The sequence below is a fragment of the Paraburkholderia sp. GAS333 genome (assembly GCF_050435665.1).
Taxonomy (GTDB): Bacteria; Pseudomonadota; Gammaproteobacteria; order Burkholderiales; family Burkholderiaceae; genus Paraburkholderia; species Paraburkholderia fungorum_A.
Window position 1 is genome coordinate 338,819 of sequence record NZ_JBNDKS010000001.1, and the last position, 17,320, is coordinate 356,138.

At 61.6% G+C, this 17,320-nt stretch carries 14 protein-coding genes; 6 read left to right on the forward strand and 8 right to left on the reverse strand.

The genetic code is table 11. From position 1 onward, the window contains the following. Positions 1-304: 304 nt before the first annotated feature. Complete coding sequence (locus ABH945_RS01540) at positions 305-874, reverse strand: pseudouridine synthase (RefSeq protein ID WP_429249512.1); 570 nt, start codon at positions 872-874, stop codon at positions 305-307. Between the two features lie 350 nt (positions 875-1,224). Between ABH945_RS01540 and icd the strand changes: the two genes are divergently transcribed. Then, positions 1,225-2,481: an NADP-dependent isocitrate dehydrogenase gene (icd, locus tag ABH945_RS01545; protein ID WP_074765378.1), complete on the forward strand. Its 1,257-nt coding sequence runs from the start codon at positions 1,225-1,227 to the stop codon at positions 2,479-2,481. Positions 2,482-2,779: 298 nt separating this feature from the next. Here icd and ABH945_RS01550 read toward each other — a convergent pair whose 3' ends face one another. Beyond that, positions 2,780-2,986, reverse strand: a complete 207-nt coding sequence (locus ABH945_RS01550) for a cold-shock protein (RefSeq protein WP_007180614.1) — start codon at positions 2,984-2,986, stop codon at positions 2,780-2,782. A 545-nt stretch (positions 2,987-3,531) separates the two neighbouring features. On the opposite strand from ABH945_RS01550, the gene clpS reads away from it, so the two are divergent. Together clpS and clpA are read left to right on the forward strand one after the other, a co-directional pair. Further along, positions 3,532-3,846 (forward strand): ATP-dependent Clp protease adapter ClpS, encoded by a 315-nt coding sequence (gene clpS / locus ABH945_RS01555; protein ID WP_074765375.1) that lies wholly within the window; start codon positions 3,532-3,534, stop codon positions 3,844-3,846. Beyond that, complete coding sequence (gene clpA / locus ABH945_RS01560; protein WP_074765373.1) at positions 3,843-6,140, forward strand: ATP-dependent Clp protease ATP-binding subunit ClpA; 2,298 nt, start codon at positions 3,843-3,845, stop codon at positions 6,138-6,140. Before clpS ends, clpA begins: the two co-directional genes overlap by 4 nt. 130 nt (positions 6,141-6,270) lie before the next feature. On the opposite strand, the gene dut is transcribed toward clpA, so the two are convergent. The 6 genes from dut to ABH945_RS01590 form a co-directional block, all read right to left on the reverse strand. Then, positions 6,271-6,717 (reverse strand): dUTP diphosphatase, encoded by a 447-nt coding sequence (gene dut / locus ABH945_RS01565; RefSeq protein WP_429249513.1) that lies wholly within the window; start codon positions 6,715-6,717, stop codon positions 6,271-6,273. A gap of 24 nt (positions 6,718-6,741) precedes the next feature. Next, positions 6,742-7,761, reverse strand: coding sequence for an LLM class flavin-dependent oxidoreductase (locus ABH945_RS01570; RefSeq protein WP_074765368.1), 1,020 nt, complete (start codon positions 7,759-7,761; stop codon positions 6,742-6,744). Positions 7,762-7,837: 76 nt separating this feature from the next. Next, the gene (gene coaBC / locus ABH945_RS01575; protein WP_429249514.1) at positions 7,838-9,052 is read right to left on the reverse strand and encodes a bifunctional phosphopantothenoylcysteine decarboxylase/phosphopantothenate--cysteine ligase CoaBC; all 1,215 of its coding nucleotides are present in this window, start codon (positions 9,050-9,052) and stop codon (positions 7,838-7,840) included. 138 nt (positions 9,053-9,190) lie between these two features. Beyond that, complete coding sequence (lspA, locus tag ABH945_RS01580; protein ID WP_429249515.1) at positions 9,191-9,700, reverse strand: signal peptidase II; 510 nt, start codon at positions 9,698-9,700, stop codon at positions 9,191-9,193. A gap of 11 nt (positions 9,701-9,711) precedes the next feature. Continuing rightward, positions 9,712-12,549: an isoleucine--tRNA ligase gene (ileS, locus tag ABH945_RS01585; RefSeq protein ID WP_074766532.1), complete on the reverse strand. Its 2,838-nt coding sequence runs from the start codon at positions 12,547-12,549 to the stop codon at positions 9,712-9,714. A gap of 170 nt (positions 12,550-12,719) precedes the next feature. After that, the gene (locus ABH945_RS01590) at positions 12,720-13,715 is read right to left on the reverse strand and encodes a bifunctional riboflavin kinase/FAD synthetase (protein ID WP_429249516.1); all 996 of its coding nucleotides are present in this window, start codon (positions 13,713-13,715) and stop codon (positions 12,720-12,722) included. A gap of 117 nt (positions 13,716-13,832) precedes the next feature. Here ABH945_RS01590 and purN point away from each other — a divergent pair, with 117 nt between their 5' ends. The 3 genes from purN to ABH945_RS01605 all read left to right on the forward strand — a co-directional run bounded on the left by purN (position 13,833) and on the right by ABH945_RS01605 (position 17,176). Beyond that, a complete protein-coding gene (gene purN / locus ABH945_RS01595; RefSeq protein ID WP_074765359.1) occupies positions 13,833-14,486 on the forward strand; it encodes a phosphoribosylglycinamide formyltransferase in 654 nt (217 codons plus the stop codon). Further along, positions 14,483-15,742, forward strand: a complete 1,260-nt coding sequence (locus ABH945_RS01600; RefSeq protein ID WP_429249517.1) for an RsmB/NOP family class I SAM-dependent RNA methyltransferase — start codon at positions 14,483-14,485, stop codon at positions 15,740-15,742. Before purN ends, ABH945_RS01600 begins: the two co-directional genes overlap by 4 nt. Positions 15,743-15,820: 78 nt before the next feature. Continuing rightward, positions 15,821-17,176 (forward strand): mechanosensitive ion channel family protein, encoded by a 1,356-nt coding sequence (locus tag ABH945_RS01605; protein ID WP_429249518.1) that lies wholly within the window; start codon positions 15,821-15,823, stop codon positions 17,174-17,176. Positions 17,177-17,320 lie beyond the last annotated feature (144 nt).

Consider the following 17,320-nt stretch of genomic DNA (forward strand, 5'->3'; position numbering starts at 1 on the left):
GCCCTTAAGGCTGAATGCCGGATAGCTTCGGGCGGCATCTGCGTCGAATAACGCGTGAGCTTGCGCGGCGGTTGACGTAATTTTTGTGGAAAATTCATAAGACGGCGATGCGCTGCGAATGAGCGTCCCGAGGCTTATCGCGCGCGCTCGTGTTTCACGTTTTTTTACCTTCGTTTCACGCGTGTTTTTGTTTGCGGATACAACGGGTTAGGTCGTGTCGCGAAGAGAAAACGCGTACACGTAGTGACTATTCGTGCGTGACGGGCCGGGCGGCCGTCGCATTGTTTTTAAATGTAAGGGAGTGTTAGACGACACCTTCCCAAGGTGCTTTCGACGACAACTCGACGCTTTCTCCAGGCTGAAGTCCAAGCGAAAAAATATCGAGCGCGCCCACACCGACACGCACGAGCCGCAGCGTCGGAAAGCCGACTGCTGCCGTCATGCGACGCACCTGGCGATTCTTGCCCTCGGTGATCGACAGTTCGATCCACGTCGTCGGTATCGCGGCGCGAAAACGGATGGGCGGTGTGCGGGCCCACAGCGATTCGCCTGGCTCGACAAATTCCGCGCGACACGGCCGTGTCACGTAGTCGCCGAGATCGACACCGCGCGCGAGTTTTTTCAGCGTGGCCTGATCGACCGCGCCTTCGACTTGTGCCCAATAACGTTTGACCAGTTTGTGACGCGGCTCGGCGATGCGCGCTTGCAGGGCACCGTCGTCGGTGAGAAGGAGCAGGCCTTCGCTGTCGGAATCGAGCCGGCCCGCAGGATAAACATCCGGCACCTTGACCCAGTCGGCCAGCGACGCGCGCGTCTCGTGCGGCGAGAATTGGCAGATGGTGCCGAACGGTTTGTTCAGAGCGAGAAGGCGCATAAGAGAAACGGATAGAAGTGATGCGAAAAACGCTCGCGGCGCGCAGCGCTCCGATGTCGTTCAGAACGTGCCGCGCCGTCTGCTGAGCGAAAAGCGGACGCCGGAATCATAAAGCATTCGCGATTCGGGCCAATCCTGACTCTTATATAGAACATAAGATGCGAGCCGCGCCTCCGCCGACCCCGGTCCATGTTGGAAAACCCCGAGCCGCCGTGGCCGCGCCGCTGCGGGAGCGTGGGCTAGAATAGCGGCCAAGCTGCTTGCGGCAGTCCGGCATTGCGCTTAGCGAGGAGCACCCATTTTCGCAGTCTTCCATCAGCTTTCTGCATAGCCTTCACTGGAGTCCGATCATGTCGTATCAGCACATCAAGGTTCCGACCGGTGGTGACAAGATCACTGTCAACGCCGATTTCTCGCTCAACGTTTCCGACCAGCCGATCATTCCGTTTATCGAAGGCGATGGCACGGGTATCGACATCACGCCCGTGATGATCAAGGTGGTGGACGCCGCGGTCGAGAAAGCCTACGCGGGCAAGAAGAAAATCCACTGGATGGAAATCTACGCGGGCGAGAAGGCGACCAGGGTGTACGGGCCGGACGTGTGGCTGCCGGAAGAAACGCTGCAGGTGGTCAAGGAATACATCGTGTCGATCAAGGGACCGCTTACGACGCCGGTCGGCGGTGGTATCCGTTCACTGAACGTCGCGCTGCGCCAGGAACTCGATCTGTATGTATGCCTGCGGCCGGTGCGCTATTTCAAAGGCGTGCCGTCGCCGATGCGCGAACCCGAGAAGACCGACATGGTGATTTTCCGCGAGAACTCGGAAGACATCTACGCGGGTATCGAATGGCCGGCCGGATCCGAGCAGGCGAAGAAAATCATCAAGTTCCTGCAGGACGAGATGGGCGTGAAGAAGATCCGTTTTCCGGACTCGTCGGGGATCGGGGTCAAGCCGGTGTCGCGCGAAGGCACGGAGCGGCTGGTGCGCAAGGCGATTCAATATGCGATCGACAATGATCGCCGCTCGGTCACGCTGGTGCACAAAGGCAACATCATGAAGTACACCGAAGGCGCGTTCCGCGACTACGGTTATGCGCTGGCGCAGAAGGAATTCAACGCGGAGCTGATCGACGGCGGTCCGTGGATGAAGGTCAAGAATCCGCGGACGGGCGGCGACGTGGTCGTGAAAGACGTGATTGCCGATGCGTTCCTGCAGCAGATTCTGTTGCGCCCGGCCGAATACGACGTGATCGCGACGCTGAACCTGAACGGCGACTACGTTTCGGACGCGCTGGCGGCGCAGGTCGGCGGGATCGGGATTGCGCCGGGTGCGAATCTGTCGGATTCGGTCGCGATGTTCGAAGCCACGCACGGCACCGCGCCGAAGTACGCGGGCAAGGACTATGTGAATCCGGGTTCGGAGATTCTGTCGGCGGAAATGATGCTGCGCCACCTCGGCTGGTTCGAGGCGGCCGACCTGATCATCGAGTCGATGGAAAAATCGATTCTGCAAAAACGCGTCACATACGACTTTGCGCGCCTGATGGAAGGCGCCACTCAGGTGTCGTGTTCGGCATTCGGTCAGGTCATGATTGAAAACATGTAAGGCTTGTGCGCTGAATTAATCTATTGCGCATAAATAACCCCGGCGTCGGAAGGCGGCGGGGTTATTTTTTTGTCCACCGATTTGCCTACGTATTTACCCGTCTTTAATGCAGGTGCTGTTTGCGCGTTGTAGTAGTTTCTACGACCGATTTTAAATCGCGCAATGAGTATTAGACGTAGCTGTGCCCAATAATTGGGAGTCGCGTTCGGTCGATAAAAATCGGCGGCAATTAGAAACGTTTCTCCAAAAAAGAAACCCGGCACGAAGCCGGGTTTCAAAGGACAGGTAACGAACAGTTTTAGGCGGGAGCCTGAATGTTCGATGCCTGCTTGCCTTTCGGGCCTTGCACGACCTCGAAGGTTACCTTTTGGCCTTCCTTGAGGGTTTTGAACCCATTCATCTGGATGGCCGAGAAGTGTGCAAACAGATCTTCGCCGCCTTCATCAGGCGTGATAAATCCGAAACCTTTTGCGTCATTGAACCATTTGACCGTACCAGTTGCCATTCCAACTTCCCCTGTAACTCATGTCACTACCACGAGCCCTCGAAAAGCTCCGTGACCGCGTTATGCAGCCACTCCCTCCTCACAAGCTCACCATCGGCATTTTTTCGAATTATGGCTCAGTGAAAAAAGTGCCAGCTTGATTGTTGAGGCTCTTTATTCGAGTGTCAAGAAAATTTTGAGATGCCGTTGTCGCGTTGCAAACAGGCCAGTTTCCAGGGTTTTTACCGCTTCCGTTATGTGCGGTTGCGCAAGCGGGACCGCTTGAAAAGTCGCATAATCGACTCACATGCTGTGCTAAGGGTCAGCCGGGCTGGTCTGGCTTTGACGAGCGTCCCAACCGGCTCCGGCAGGTTGTGCGATACTCGATCCGACTGCGGTGCAACACGGCCGCGCTGCATCAGGATAGGGGCCGGCTCCGCAATCGGCTCGTCGAATCGCACGCATGACGGAGTTTCACCCATCAGGCGGTAGCGAACGGGCTCATCGGCCGGTTGGCCGGGTTTTGACAGGATTGCGGGCCTGTCCTAGTTGTTTAGAATGGGTGTATGGCGATTATCCCGGACAAGCAGGACGGCACCGTACTGGAGCGGCAGGAGAAGAAGCTCAAGCCGCCAGCCATGTACAAGGTGGTGCTGTTGAACGACGACTTCACGCCAATGGAATTTGTCGTGATGATCGTGCAGGAATACTTCAATAAAGATCGTGAAACCGCAACACAGGTAATGTTGAAGGTGCATCGCGAGGGCAGGGGAGTTTGTGGGGTCTATACGCGGGACATCGCGTCGACCAAAGTCGAGCAAGTCGTTACCCACGCACGGCAGGCCGGGCATCCGCTGCAGTGTGTGATGGAGGAAGCATGATTGCCCAGGAACTGGAAGTCAGCCTGCACATGGCGTTCATGGAAGCACGCCAGGCGCGGCACGAGTTCATAACGGTCGAACATCTTTTGCTGGCACTGTTGGACAACCCAACGGCGGCGGAAGTGTTGCGTGCATGCGCGGCCAATATCGAGGATCTGCGCCAGAACCTGCGCAACTTCATTCATGACAACACGCCGACCGTGCCTGGCACGGACGACGTCGACACGCAGCCCACGCTGGGTTTCCAGCGTGTGATCCAGCGCGCGATCATGCATGTTCAGTCCACCTCGAATGGCAAGAAGGAAGTGACCGGCGCGAATGTGCTGGTCGCGATCTTCGGCGAGAAGGATTCGCACGCGGTGTACTACCTGCAACAGCAGGGCGTGACGCGTCTGGACGTGGTCAATTTCATCTCGCATGGCATCGCCAAGACGAGCAGCACCGACGCCGCGAAAGCGAGCGACGCGAATGCCGAGTCCGACGAGGCCGCCGCGCAGAAAGAAACGCCGCTCGCCCAGTTCACGCAGAACCTGAACCAGATGGCGAAAGACGGCCGCATCGACCCGCTGATCGGGCGAGAGTCGGAAGTCGAGCGCGTGGTCCAGGTGCTGTGCCGTCGGCGCAAGAACAATCCGCTGCTGGTCGGCGAGGCGGGCGTCGGTAAGACGGCGATCGCCGAAGGCTTGGCGTGGCGAATTACGCGCGGCGAAGTGCCCGATATTCTGGCGGATGCGCAGGTGTATTCGCTCGACATGGGCGCGCTGCTCGCCGGCACCAAGTATCGCGGCGACTTTGAACAGCGCCTGAAGACGGTTCTCAAGGAATTGAAGGAACGTCCGCACGCTATCCTGTTCATCGACGAAATTCATACGCTGATCGGCGCAGGCGCTGCGTCGGGTGGCACGCTGGACGCGTCGAATCTGCTGAAGCCGGCACTGTCGTCGGGCACGCTGAAGTGCATCGGCGCGACCACGTTCACCGAGTATCGCGGCATCTTCGAAAAAGACGCGGCCCTGTCGCGTCGTTTCCAGAAGGTCGATGTGACCGAGCCGACCGTCGAGCAGACCGTGGCGATCCTGCGTGGTCTGAAGTCGCGTTTCGAAGAGCATCACGGCGTGAAGTACTCGTCGGGTGCGCTGTCGGCGGCGGCTGAGTTGTCGGCACGCTTCATCACGGATCGTCATCTGCCGGACAAGGCGATCGACGTGATCGACGAAGCGGGCGCGGCGCAACGCATCCTGCCGAAGTCGAAGCAGAAAAAAACCATCGGCAAGAACGAGATCGAGGAAATCATCTCGAAGATCGCTCGTGTCCCGCCGCAAAGCGTGTCGCAAGACGACCGCAGCAAGCTGCAAACGCTGGATCGCGATCTGAAGAGCGTGGTGTTCGGACAAGATCCGGCCATCGACGCGCTGTCGGCTGCGATCAAGATGGCGCGTGCTGGCCTCGGCAAGCTGGACAAACCGATTGGCGCATTCCTGTTCTCCGGCCCGACCGGTGTCGGCAAGACCGAAGTGGCGAAGCAACTGGCGTTCACGCTGGGTATCGAGTTGATCCGCTTCGACATGTCGGAATACATGGAGCGTCACGCTGTTAGCCGGTTGATCGGCGCGCCTCCGGGCTACGTCGGTTTTGACCAGGGCGGTCTGCTGACCGAAGCTGTCACGAAGAAGCCGCATTGCGTGCTGCTGCTCGACGAAATCGAGAAGGCGCATCCGGACATCTACAACGTGCTGCTGCAGGTCATGGACCATGGCACGCTGACAGACAACAACGGTCGCAAGGCAGATTTCCGTAACGTCATCATCATTATGACGACGAATGCGGGCGCTGAGGCAATGGGCAAGTCGGTGATCGGCTTCACGAATCGTCGGGAAACCGGCGACGAAATGGTCGACATCAAGCGCATGTTCACGCCTGAGTTCCGTAACCGTCTGGACGCGACGATCAGCTTCCGTTCGCTCGATGAAGAAATCATCATGCGTGTGGTCGACAAGTTCCTGATGCAACTGGAAGATCAGTTGCACGAGAAGAAGGTCGACGCGCTCTTCACCGACGCGTTGCGCAAGCATCTCGCCAAGCACGGTTTCGATCCGCTGATGGGAGCGCGGCCGATGCAGCGTCTGATCCAGGACACGATCCGTCGTGCGCTGGCCGACGAACTGCTGTTCGGCAAGCTGATGAACGGCGGCCGTGTCACGGTCGACGTCGATGCGGAAGACAAGGTTCAGTTGACCTTCGACGAACATCCGGCGCCGCGCAATCCAAATCCGGAAGCGGTGGAAGTCGAGTAAGGCTTAAGCCGTCTCAGGTTGCGCCAGAAAGCAAAACGGCACGGGTTGAAAAACCCGCGCCGTTTTTTTTTTGCGCTCCGGTTTGGAAGCTTCGGCGTCGTTCGAAGAACGATGCCGAAGCAGCAATAGCTTAGTGCTTGCCCGTGCTGCCAAACCCGCCCGCGCCGCGCTCGCTCTGCTCGAAGTCGTCGACGATATTGAACTCGGCCTGCACGACCGGCACGATCACCAGTTGAGCGAGACGCTCCATCGGATTCAGCACGAACGTCGTTTCACCGCGATTCCAGGTCGAGATCATCAGTTGACCCTGGTAGTCCGAGTCGATCAGGCCGACCAGGTTGCCGAGCACGATCCCGTGCTTATGGCCCAAACCCGAACGCGGCAGGATCAGCGCCGCATAACCCGGATCGCCGACGTGAATCGCGAGACCCGTCGGCACCAGTGCGGTTTCGCCGGGTTTCAGCGTCAGCGGTTCGTCGAGACACGCGCGCAGGTCGAGGCCCGCGCTGCCGGTCGTCGCGTAGGCGGGGAGTTGATCGCGCATGCGCGCATCGAGAATCTTCAGGTCGAGTTTCATGCAGATTGGAAATGTTTTTGAGGGTTAGGGCTGAGTGGTGTTCGAGCCGAGCTGGAACGCGTCGGCGAGAAGTTCGTAGGAGCGCAAGCGCGCGCGGTAGCTGCCGGCAACCGTCAGCACCATCAATTCGTCGGCCTGGAACTGTTCCTGCAAAGCATGTAGCCGTTCGGTGACCGTTTCAGGCGTGCCGACGATGCTGCGGGGTTTCTCGCGCGCGATCACGAGTTTTTCTCGCTCGCCGTATTCCTGCGCAACGCCTTGTTCAATCGACGGAATCGGCTCGTTGAGTCCATATGCCATTTGCACACGACGCAGATCGACGGCTTTTTCCAGGTCAGCGGCTTCCTGTTCCGTGTCCGCGCAAATGACGAAAACAGCGGCGGCCAGATACGGCTGCTGCGATTCCTGGCTCGCCTTGAAGCGCTCGCGATAAGCGAGCGCCACCTGGTGCCCGAAATGCGCATTGATGAAATGCGCGAACGCGAAGCGAATACCGAGTTGCGCGGCGAGCAAGCCGCCGAATTCGCTGGAACCGAGCATCCACAATTGCGGACGCGTTTCGATTTGTGGCTGCAGCAAAACGCCTTGCGCGATGTGATCGGGCGGCAACGTGCCGTGCATGAGGCCGACCAGATCGGCCACTTGCTGCGGAAAAATGTCGCCGCGATTGTAGTCGCCGGCCGCAACCGCTTGGGCCGTGCGGATGTCGCCGCCCGGCGCGCGTCCCACGCCGAGATCGATGCGATTCGGGAACAGCGCCTCGAGCATCATGAATTGCTCGGCGACCTTGAACGGGCTGTAGTACGGCAGCATCACGCCGCCGGAGCCGAGTCGGATGCGCCGGGTCACGCTGCCCAGGCGCGCGAGCATCACTTCGGGACATGGGTTCGAGACCCCGCGCAAGCCGTGATGTTCGGCGCACCAGTAGCGGGTGTAGCCGAGGTTGTCGGCGAGTTGTGCGAGTTCGACGGTGGCGGCGATGGCGTCCGCCACCGAGTGCCCGGCGATCACGGGCGTTTGATCGAGCACGGAAAGTAGCGTCATGTCAGTACTGCTCCTGAGGATTCAATTCGCTGAGCGTGCGCGGACTGACGCACACGCTTTTCACGTAGCGGCGGCTTTAGCGAATCAGACTCGTATCGGGCAGACGCTTCGCAATTTCCGCGATCAGTGCGCGCGCGAGCGTCTGCTTGTCGGCGCGTGGCAGCTTGGTGGCACCAGCTGCTTCGAACAGAATCACTTCGTTATCGTCGAGACCGAAGGTCAGTGGGCCGAGGTTGCCGATTAGCAGCGGCACGTTTTTCCGGACACGCTTTTCTTCGCCGTGGACTTCGAGGTCGCCGCTTTCTGCTGCAAAACCCACCGCGAACGGCGGATGCGGCAACCTCGCGACCGAGGCCAAAATATCCGGGTTCTCGACGAACGAGAAGGTCGGCAACGCGCGGTCGGCGGCCTTCTTGATCTTGTGCTCGCTGACGTGATCGACGCGCCAGTCAGCCACCGCGGCCACGCCAATGAAGATGTCGGCGTCGGACACCGAGCGCATTACCGCGTCGTGCATCTGCTGCGCGGTTTGCACGTTTTCGCGGAACACGCCCCATGGCGTTTCGAGCGCGACGGGACCAGCGATCAGATGCACGTCCGCGCCCGCCTGTTGAGCGGCGCGCGCCAACGCGAACCCCATCTTCCCGCTCGAACGATTGGTGATGCCGCGCACCGGATCGAGCGGCTCGAAAGTCGGGCCGGCGGTCAACAACACACGCTTGCCCGACAGAATCTTCGGCGAGAAGAACGACGCGATCGCTTCGTAGGTCGCCGCTGCTTCGAGCATACGGCCATCGCCGATTTCGCCGCACGCCTGCGGGCCCGAATCGGGACCGAGCACTTCGACGCCATCCGCGCGCAATTGCGTGACGTTGCGCTGGGTCGCCGGGTTCTGCCACATTTGACGGTTCATCGCCGGAACGACGAGCAGTGGGCAATCGCGCGCGACGCACATCGTCGACAGCAGATCGTCGGCCATGCCGTGCGCAAGTTTGGCGAGGAAATCGGTGGAGGCGGGCGCGATCACGATCGCGTCCGCTTCACGTGACAGATCGATATGCGCCATGTTGTTCGGTACGCGTCCGTCCCACTGGCTCGTGTAGACCGGACGGCCCGAGAGCGCCTGCATGGTGACGGGGGTGATGAACTGCGTGGCCGCTTCGGTCATGACGACCTGGACCGTTGCGGCCGCCTTGGTCAGGAGGCGCGTGAGTTCGGCGATCTTGTAGCAGGCAATCCCGCCCGACATGCCGAGGACGAGGTGTTTTCCTGCGAGTTCTGCGGTTGCCAACGAAAGCCTCCGACAAAGCGTGGTGGCGGGCAGCGGGGCGGGGTATCGATGATGCACCCCGCGCCGCTGCGTGTTTCAAACCAGGGCGTAAGCGCGGCTGGACCCGAAAAGGCACCGCACCGCCTCAAGCCAACGGCGTCAGCGTGATGAGCCGCGTACGCGCCGCAATTCGTCGAGCACGAGCAGGATCGCGCCGATCGTGATCGCGCTGTCGGCGAGATTGAACGCCGGCCAGTGCGAACCGCGCAGGTGGAAATCGAGAAAGTCGATGACGTGGCCGTACGCGAGCCGGTCGATCACATTGCCGAGCGCGCCGCCGAGAATCAGCGAGAGCGCCGTGCAGAACATTTTCTGCCCGCTATGCCGCTTGAGCAGATAGCAGATCACGATAGCGGCTACCACGCCGAGCGCGGTGAACGCCCAACGCTGCCAGCCGCCCGCCATCGCGAGGAAGCTGAACGCCGCGCCGCGGTTGTAGACGAGGATCAGGTTGAAAAACGGCGTGACCTCGTGCGGAACACCGTACGCGAACACCTTCTGGACCGCGATTTTCGTCAACTGATCGAACAGGATGACGATGAGCGCGATGCCCAGCCAGGGTGCCAGCGAACTGCTTGCTGCAGACGTTTTCGACGGGCTTTTCGACATGCTTCTCGCCATTATGCCGCGCTCCTCGTTTCACCATTTCCGAACAGATTGCTGAAGCAGCGGCCGCACAACGTGGGGTGTTCCGCGTTCGCGCCGACATCCGCGCGATAGTGCCAGCAGCGCTCGCACTTCAGATACTTCGACGCGATCACTTCGACGCCTTCGTCCGCTTCGCTATCGACCTTGACGACGTTAGCCGCCGACGTGATCAGCACGAACTTCAGGTCGTCGGCGAGGCTCGCGAGCGCGTCGTAACGCGCGCCGCTCGCGCGGATTTCGACTTCGGCCTGCAACGACGAGCCGATCAGGTTCGCGACGCGCGCTTCTTCCAGCGCCTTCGTCACGTCGCTGCGTGCCGCGCGCAGGAGCGTCCACTTGTCGAGCAGTTCGCCTGCGTCCGGTACGGCCGGGAATGCGTGATACGTCTCGGTGAAGATGGTTTCGCTGTTCGGCTGGAACACCTTCCACGCTTCTTCGGCGGTGAACGACAGGAACGGCGCCATCAGACGCAGCAGGCCGTGCGCGATGTGGTACAGCGCGGTCTGTGCCGAACGGCGTGCGACCGAGTCGGCCGCCGTGGTGTACAGGCGGTCTTTCAGCACGTCGAGGTAGAAACCGCCGAGGTCTTCCGAGCAGAACGTCTGCAGCTTCGCGACCACCGGGTGGAACTCGTACTTGTCGTAGTGCGTGAGGATGTCGTTCTGCAGATTCGCCGACAACGCGACTGCATAGCGATCGATCTCGAGCCAGTCTTCGACCGGACGCGCGTGCTGCGCGAAGTCGAAGTCCGACAGGTTCGCCATCAGGAAGCGCAGCGTGTTGCGAATCCGGCGATAGCCTTCCGTCACGCGCTTCAGGATTTCTTCGGAGATCGCGAGTTCGCCCGAGTAGTCGGTCGATGCAATCCACAAACGGATGATTTCCGCGCCGAGCCGGTTCGCCACTTCATGCGGATCGATACCGTTGCCGAGCGACTTGCTCATCTTGCGGCCTTCGCCGTCGACGGTGAAGCCGTGCGTCAGCAGCGCGTTGTACGGCGGACGGCCGTCGATCATCGACGCGGTCAAGAGCGACGAATGGAACCAGCCGCGATGCTGGTCCGAACCTTCCAGATACAGGTCGGCCGGGAATTGCAGCTCGTCTTTGTGCGAGCCGCGCAGCACATGCCAGTGCGTGGTGCCCGAATCGAACCACACGTCGAGCGTGTCGCGGTTCTTTTCGTACATGTTCGCGTCGTCGCCGAGTAGTTCACGCGGATCGAGCGATTGCCATGCTTCGATACCGGCCTTCTCGACACGTTGCGCGACCTCTTCGAGCAATTCAAGCGTACGCGGATGCAGTTCGCCGGTTTCCTTGTGCACGAAGAACGCCATCGGCACGCCCCATTGACGCTGACGCGACAGCGTCCAGTCCGGGCGGTTGGCGATCATGCTGAACAGACGCTGCTTGCCCCACGCCGGATAGAACGCAGTGTTTTCGATACCTTCGAGCGCGGTTTCGCGCAGGGTCTTGTCGGTGTCGTTCGGCTTCACGTCCATGCCGGCGAACCACTGCGACGTCGCGCGATAGATGATCGGCGTCTTGTGGCGCCAGCAGTGCATGTAGCTGTGCAAATACTTCTCGGTGTGCAGCAGCGAGCCGGCGCTTTGCAGCGCTTCGACGATCTGCGGATTCGCCGCCCAGATCGACAGTCCGCCGAACAGCGCGAGCGATTCGATGTAGCGGCCGTCGCCCATCACCGGGTTGATGATGTCGGAGTCGGACATGCCGTGCGCCTTGCACGACACGAAGTCTTCCACGCCGTACGCGGGCGACGAGTGCACGACACCCGTGCCGGATTCGGTCGTCACGTAGTCGCCGAGATAGACCGGCGCCGTGCGCTTGTACGACGGATGCGCGGATGCCAGCGGGTGGTTGAAGCGCAGATTCACGAGCTTCTCGCCCGTGGTGGTCGCGATGATCGTGCCTTCGAGCTTGTACTGCTTCAGGCAGGCTTCGACGCGCTCCTGAGCGAGAATCAGCAGGCCGCGCGGTGTGTCGACCAGCGCGTAGACGATTTCCGGGTGCAGGTTCAGCGCCTGGTTGGCGGGAATGGTCCACGGCGTGGTGGTCCAGATCACGATGCCGCCTTCATTGCGCGGCAGCGCAGCCAGTCCGAACGCCTGTGCGGTCTTTTCCGGTTCGGCGAAGCTGAACAGCACGTCGATGGTCGGATCGGTCTTGTCCTTGTACTCGACTTCCGCTTCAGCCAAGGCCGAGCCGCAGTCGAAACACCAGTTGACCGGCTTCAGGCCGCGGAACACGTAGCCCTTTTCCATGATCTTCGCGAGCGCGCGGATTTCGCCGGCTTCGTTCGTGAAGTTCATCGTCTTGTACGGATTGTCCCAGTCGCCGAGCACGCCGAGACGGCGGAAGCCGACCTTCTGCTTCTCGATCTGCTCGGTCGCGTAGGCGCGCGCCTTCTGCATCACTTCGGCGGCCGGCAACGACTTGCCGAACTGCTTTTCGATCTGGATTTCGATCGGCATGCCGTGGCAGTCCCAGCCCGGCACGTAGACCGCGTCGAAGCCCGCCAGGTTGCGCGCCTTGACGATCATGTCCTTCAGAATCTTGTTCACCGCGTGGCCGAGGTGGATGTCACCGTTGGCATACGGAGGGCCGTCGTGCAGGATGAACTTCTTGCGGCCTTTGCTGGCGGCGCGGATCTTTTCGTAGATCTTGCGTTCCTGCCATTCCTTGACCCATTGCGGCTCGCGCTTGGGCAGATCGCCGCGCATGGGGAACGGCGTGTCGAGCAGGTTCACCGGGTAGCGTGACTGCGGTTTCGAATCGGCTTTCTTGTTGCTCATGATGTGGTCGCGGTGAATTCGTTCTATGCGCAGCAGGGCGCGGGGTTGCGCACGATGCGCGAGGGCGTTGTTGGGCGCGCCCGGCAGGCATGTCGTGATCCACGGACGCCTTTCGATGCGCGCAGCGACGGACGAGGCGGCGTTTGGCACGCACGCCTCGTCCGCGGCGGCTATCTAATTCGGTCGGTGGCCGAGGTGGCGAAACCGGTGGAGCGGCTGCCCGGCGCACCCGCGCCGGCGGCCGCGAACCACGCGCGCGCATTGACGACGTCGCGCGCGATCGCTTTGGTCAGCGTTTCGAGGTCGACATACTTTTCCTCGTCACGCAGCTTCTTCAGGAATTCGACGCGCACGAGTTTGCCATACGCGTCGCCGTGCCAGTCGAGCAGGTGCACTTCGAGCAGCACGCGGCCGGAATCGTCGACGGTGGGACGCAGGCCGAGGCTTGCGACACCCGACAACGGTTCGGCGGCGACACCGTGCACGCGCACGACGAAAATGCCGGCGAGCGCCGGGCGCTTGTGCGCGATCGGCAGGTTGAGCGTGGGGAAACCGAGATCGCGACCGAGTTTCATGCCGTGCACGACATGGCCGCTGATCAGATAATCGCGGCCCAGCGCAGAGCGGGCCGCGTCGAGGTCGCCCGCTACCAGGGCCGCGCGTACGCCGGAGCTGGAAATGCGCGCACCCGTCGGATCGGCAACCGTCGCCATCTGCTCGACTTCGAAGCCGTATTGCTGGCCCGCTGCCTTCAGCGACGCAAAATCGCCCGCGCGCTTCGCGCCGTAGCGGAAATCGTCGCCGATCATCACCCAGCGTGCATGCAGCCCGTTGACGATGATCCGTTCGACGAACGCATCCGGCGACTGGCTGGCAAAAGTGTGATTGAAATGCTCGACCACCACCCGATCGACACCATTGGCGCGCAACGCTTCCAGCTTGTCGCGCAGCAACGCGATGCGGGGCGGCGCGCCGGCCGGATTGAAGAACTCGCGCGGGTGCGGCTCGAAGGTCATCACGCAGACGGGCAGGCCGCGCGCATCCGCTGCTGCGCGCACATGGGCGAGCAGAGCCTGATGGCCGCGGTGGACACCGTCGAAGTTGCCGATGGTCAGTGCGCAGGGCGCACGGCTTTCGGCATTGGGAAGACCGCGGAAGACTCTCACGATAGCGGGTTGGAGTAGGGCGGCTGAGGTGCCGCAAAACAAACGATTATAAACGCTCAGCGCAACAGACGGCTCGCGCGTCGCGATTCAGGTGTTGCCGAATGATAAAATCCGCAAATGAAAAAACTCGTCATCCTGATTTCCGGGCGGGGAAGCAACATGGAAGCGATCGTTCGGGCCTGCTCGAACGAAGGCTGGCCGGCGCAAATCGCCGCCGTGATTGCCAACCGTCCTGATGCCGCGGGCCTTGCGTTCGCGGCGTCGCACGGTATTGCGACGGCGGTGGTCGATCACCGCCAGTTCGCCGACCGCGACAGCTTCGACGCTGCGCTGGCGGAACAAATCGATGGTTTCGCGCCGGATCTGGTCGTGCTCGCGGGCTTCATGCGCGTGCTCACGGCCGGTTTCGTCGATCACTACGCCGGGCGCATGCTGAACGTGCATCCGTCGCTGCTGCCGAGCTTTCCGGGCCTGAAAACCCACCAGCAGGCGCTCGACGCGGGCGTGCGGCTGCATGGCGCGTCCGTGCATTTTGTCACGTCGCAACTGGATCACGGGCCGATCGTCGCGCAATCGGCGGTTCCTGTGATCGCGGGCGACACCCCCGCCACGCTCGCTGAACGCGTGCTGGCAACCGAACATATTATTTATCCACGCGCGGTGCGCTGGTTCGTCGAAGGGCGTCTTGCCCTTGATGGCCTGCGTGTCACGCTTACGCCGTCAGAGCCGCAATGGCTCTTTGCCGGTCACACCGCCGGAGAGGGCGCATGAGATTACATGGTTTTTTGATTGGACAAACTGAGACTTTGCTGGCTGAAGTCCTGAAACTGAACGGTCCCGCCGACGCGACGACCAGCCGCTTTTTCCGCGCGCATCCGAAGCTCGGGCACGGCGAGCGTGGCGTGATCGCCGAGGCGGTTTTCGCCGTGCTGCGTCGCCGGATGGAATTTGCTCACCTCGCCGAAAGCGGCGCGGGCAGCCAGGCGCGCCGCATGGCGCTGCTGGGTCTGATGCAGACGGCGGGGCGCTCGGCGCTCAAGCCGTTCGTGACGGAAGCCGAATCGAAGTGGCTCGAACAGGTCGCGATGATCGACCCGGAAAGCCTGCCGTTGCGGATTCGCCTGAACCTGCCCGGCTGGATCAGCGAGGCGCTGAGTCAGCGTTTCGAACCTGCGGAACTCGCGCAACTGGCGGCCGCGCTGAACTACCCGGCGCCGCTGGATTTGCGCGCGAACCCGATCAAGGCGAGCCGCGACGACGTGCTGAACGCGCTGTCGAAGGCCGGTATCGAGGCGGGCGCAACGCCGTTCGCGCCGTTCGGCGTGCGTGTGGTCGGCAAGCCGCCGCTCACCAAGCTCGACGCGTTCCAGCACGGCTGGCTCGAAGTGCAGGACGAAGGCAGCCAGTTGCTGTGCTCGCTGGTCGCGCCGAAGCGCGGCGAGATGATCGTCGATTTCTGCGCGGGCGCGGGCGGCAAAACGCTGGCACTGGGCGCGGCAATGCGTTCCACGGGCCGTCTTTACGCATTCGATATCTCCGAGCGCCGTCTCGCCAAGCTCAAGCCGCGCCTCGCGCGCAGCGGGCTGTCGAACGTGAATCCGGTGCTGATCGACAGCGAACATGACGCGAAGATCAAGCGCCTTGCGGGCAAGATCGACCGCGTGCTGGTCGACGCGCCCTGCAGCGGCTTGGGCACGCTGCGCCGCAATCCTGACCTGAAGTGGCGTCAGTCGCCGGAATCGGTTGCGGAACTGGCGCCGAAGCAGTCGTCGATTCTGGCGAGCGCGGCGCGTCTCGTGAAGAAGGGCGGCCGTCTGGTCTATGCGACCTGTTCGATTCTGGAAGCCGAAAACGAAGGCGTCGTGCAGAAATTCCTCGCCGATCACCCGGATTTCGCTCTGGTGCCCGCGCGCGACGTGCTGGCCGAGCAGCGGATCGAACTGGAAATGGGCGACTACCTGTCGCTGTGGCCGCACCGCCACGCCACGGACGGCTTCTTCGCCGCCGTGCTCGAGCGTCAGAGCTAAGCATCACGTCTGGCTGTTTGCCGGCTCGCGCCGGGTTCATTCGTTGAACCAGCGCGGGCCGGCGATTTCGGCAACATCATGGAAGAACGCATCTTTTCTCACATGTTCGGCGACCTTGTGCACGACTTCGGCCAGCCCGTGATGTTGTGGCAGGTCGGCATCCTGCTCGCGACGCTCGGCATCGCGTGGCTGCTTGCGCGTGCGGTGCGCCGTACGCTGGACGCGCGCCGTGAGACGCGTTACCAGACTTTGCGCTTCGGCGCGGAAAGCCTGAATCGCGCTTGGTTTCCGCTGCTGGGCGCGCTGCTCGTGTGGCTCGCCCGAGCCATCACCGGCCAGTTCATGCATACCGCGCTGCTGAACCTGGCACTCGTGCCGTTGTTCGGCATCGCATTGATTTACATCGTATTTTTCTTCGCGCGACGAGTTTTCAGCCGCGACGGAGAGGTGCACCCGTGGCTCTTCCTCGTCGAGAAGGTCGTTTCGCTGGTCGTCTGGGTCGCCATGGTGCTTACCGTGATGGGCATTCAGGACGACGTGATCGCGTGGATGGGCAGCGTCCATTTCCGGATCGCCAACGCGCGCCTGACGCTGCTGTCGCTGACCACGGGCCTGCTGTGGGTGGCGATCACGATGATCGTCGCGATGTGGCTCGGCTCGACCTTCGAAGACCGCCTGATGCGCGCGACCACGCTCGACGCCAATCTGAAGGTGGTCGTGGCGCGTGTCGGCCGGGCGGCGTTCGTGCTGGCGGCGGTGCTGATTAGCCTGTCGCTGGTCGGTATCGACATTACCGTGCTGGGCGTTTTTGGCGGCGCGCTGGGCGTTGGGCTCGGGTTCGGCATGCAGAAAATCGCGAGCAACTACGTGTCGGGCTTCATCATTCTGCTCGACCGCTCGCTGCGGATCGGCGACACGATCAACGTGAGCGGCCTGCAAGGCATGGTCACGCAGATCCGCACGCGCTACACAGTGGTGCGCGGACTGGACGGCATCGAAACGCTGATTCCGAACGAAAAGCTGATCACGGATGTCGTGCAGAACCAGTCGTCCTACCTGACGCGCGGCTACGCGAAACTGGCGGTGCAGGTCGCCTATTCGTGCGATGTCGAGCAGGCGATGGCCTTGCTGGCCCGCGCCACCGAAGGCGTACCGCGTGTGTTGCGTGAACCGGCGCCGACGCCTTATCTGGCGAGCTTCGGGCCGGACGGCGTCAACCTTGAACTCGGCTTCTGGATCGAGGACGCAGCCACCGGAACGTCGGGCGTGCGCTCGGCCGTGAACCGAAATATCTGGCGACTGTTCTCGGAACACGACATCGCCATCCCGTTCGCGCAACGCGAAGTTCGGATTGTCGGCAACGTGCGTGACGCAATGCCACAGCCGGTAACAATGACCGCTCCAGCGGCCAATCAGGCGGACAGCGCCCACTGACAGGCGTCCGGAGAGAGGCGGCGGACACTTTATTTGCCGCCGCCGACCTCTATCCTCTTGATGCCGAACAAAAAATCCCTATTTGTTACAAACACTTGGAACGCTTCAAGTAGAATATCGTCCAATCCCGCTGTATGCTTTCAC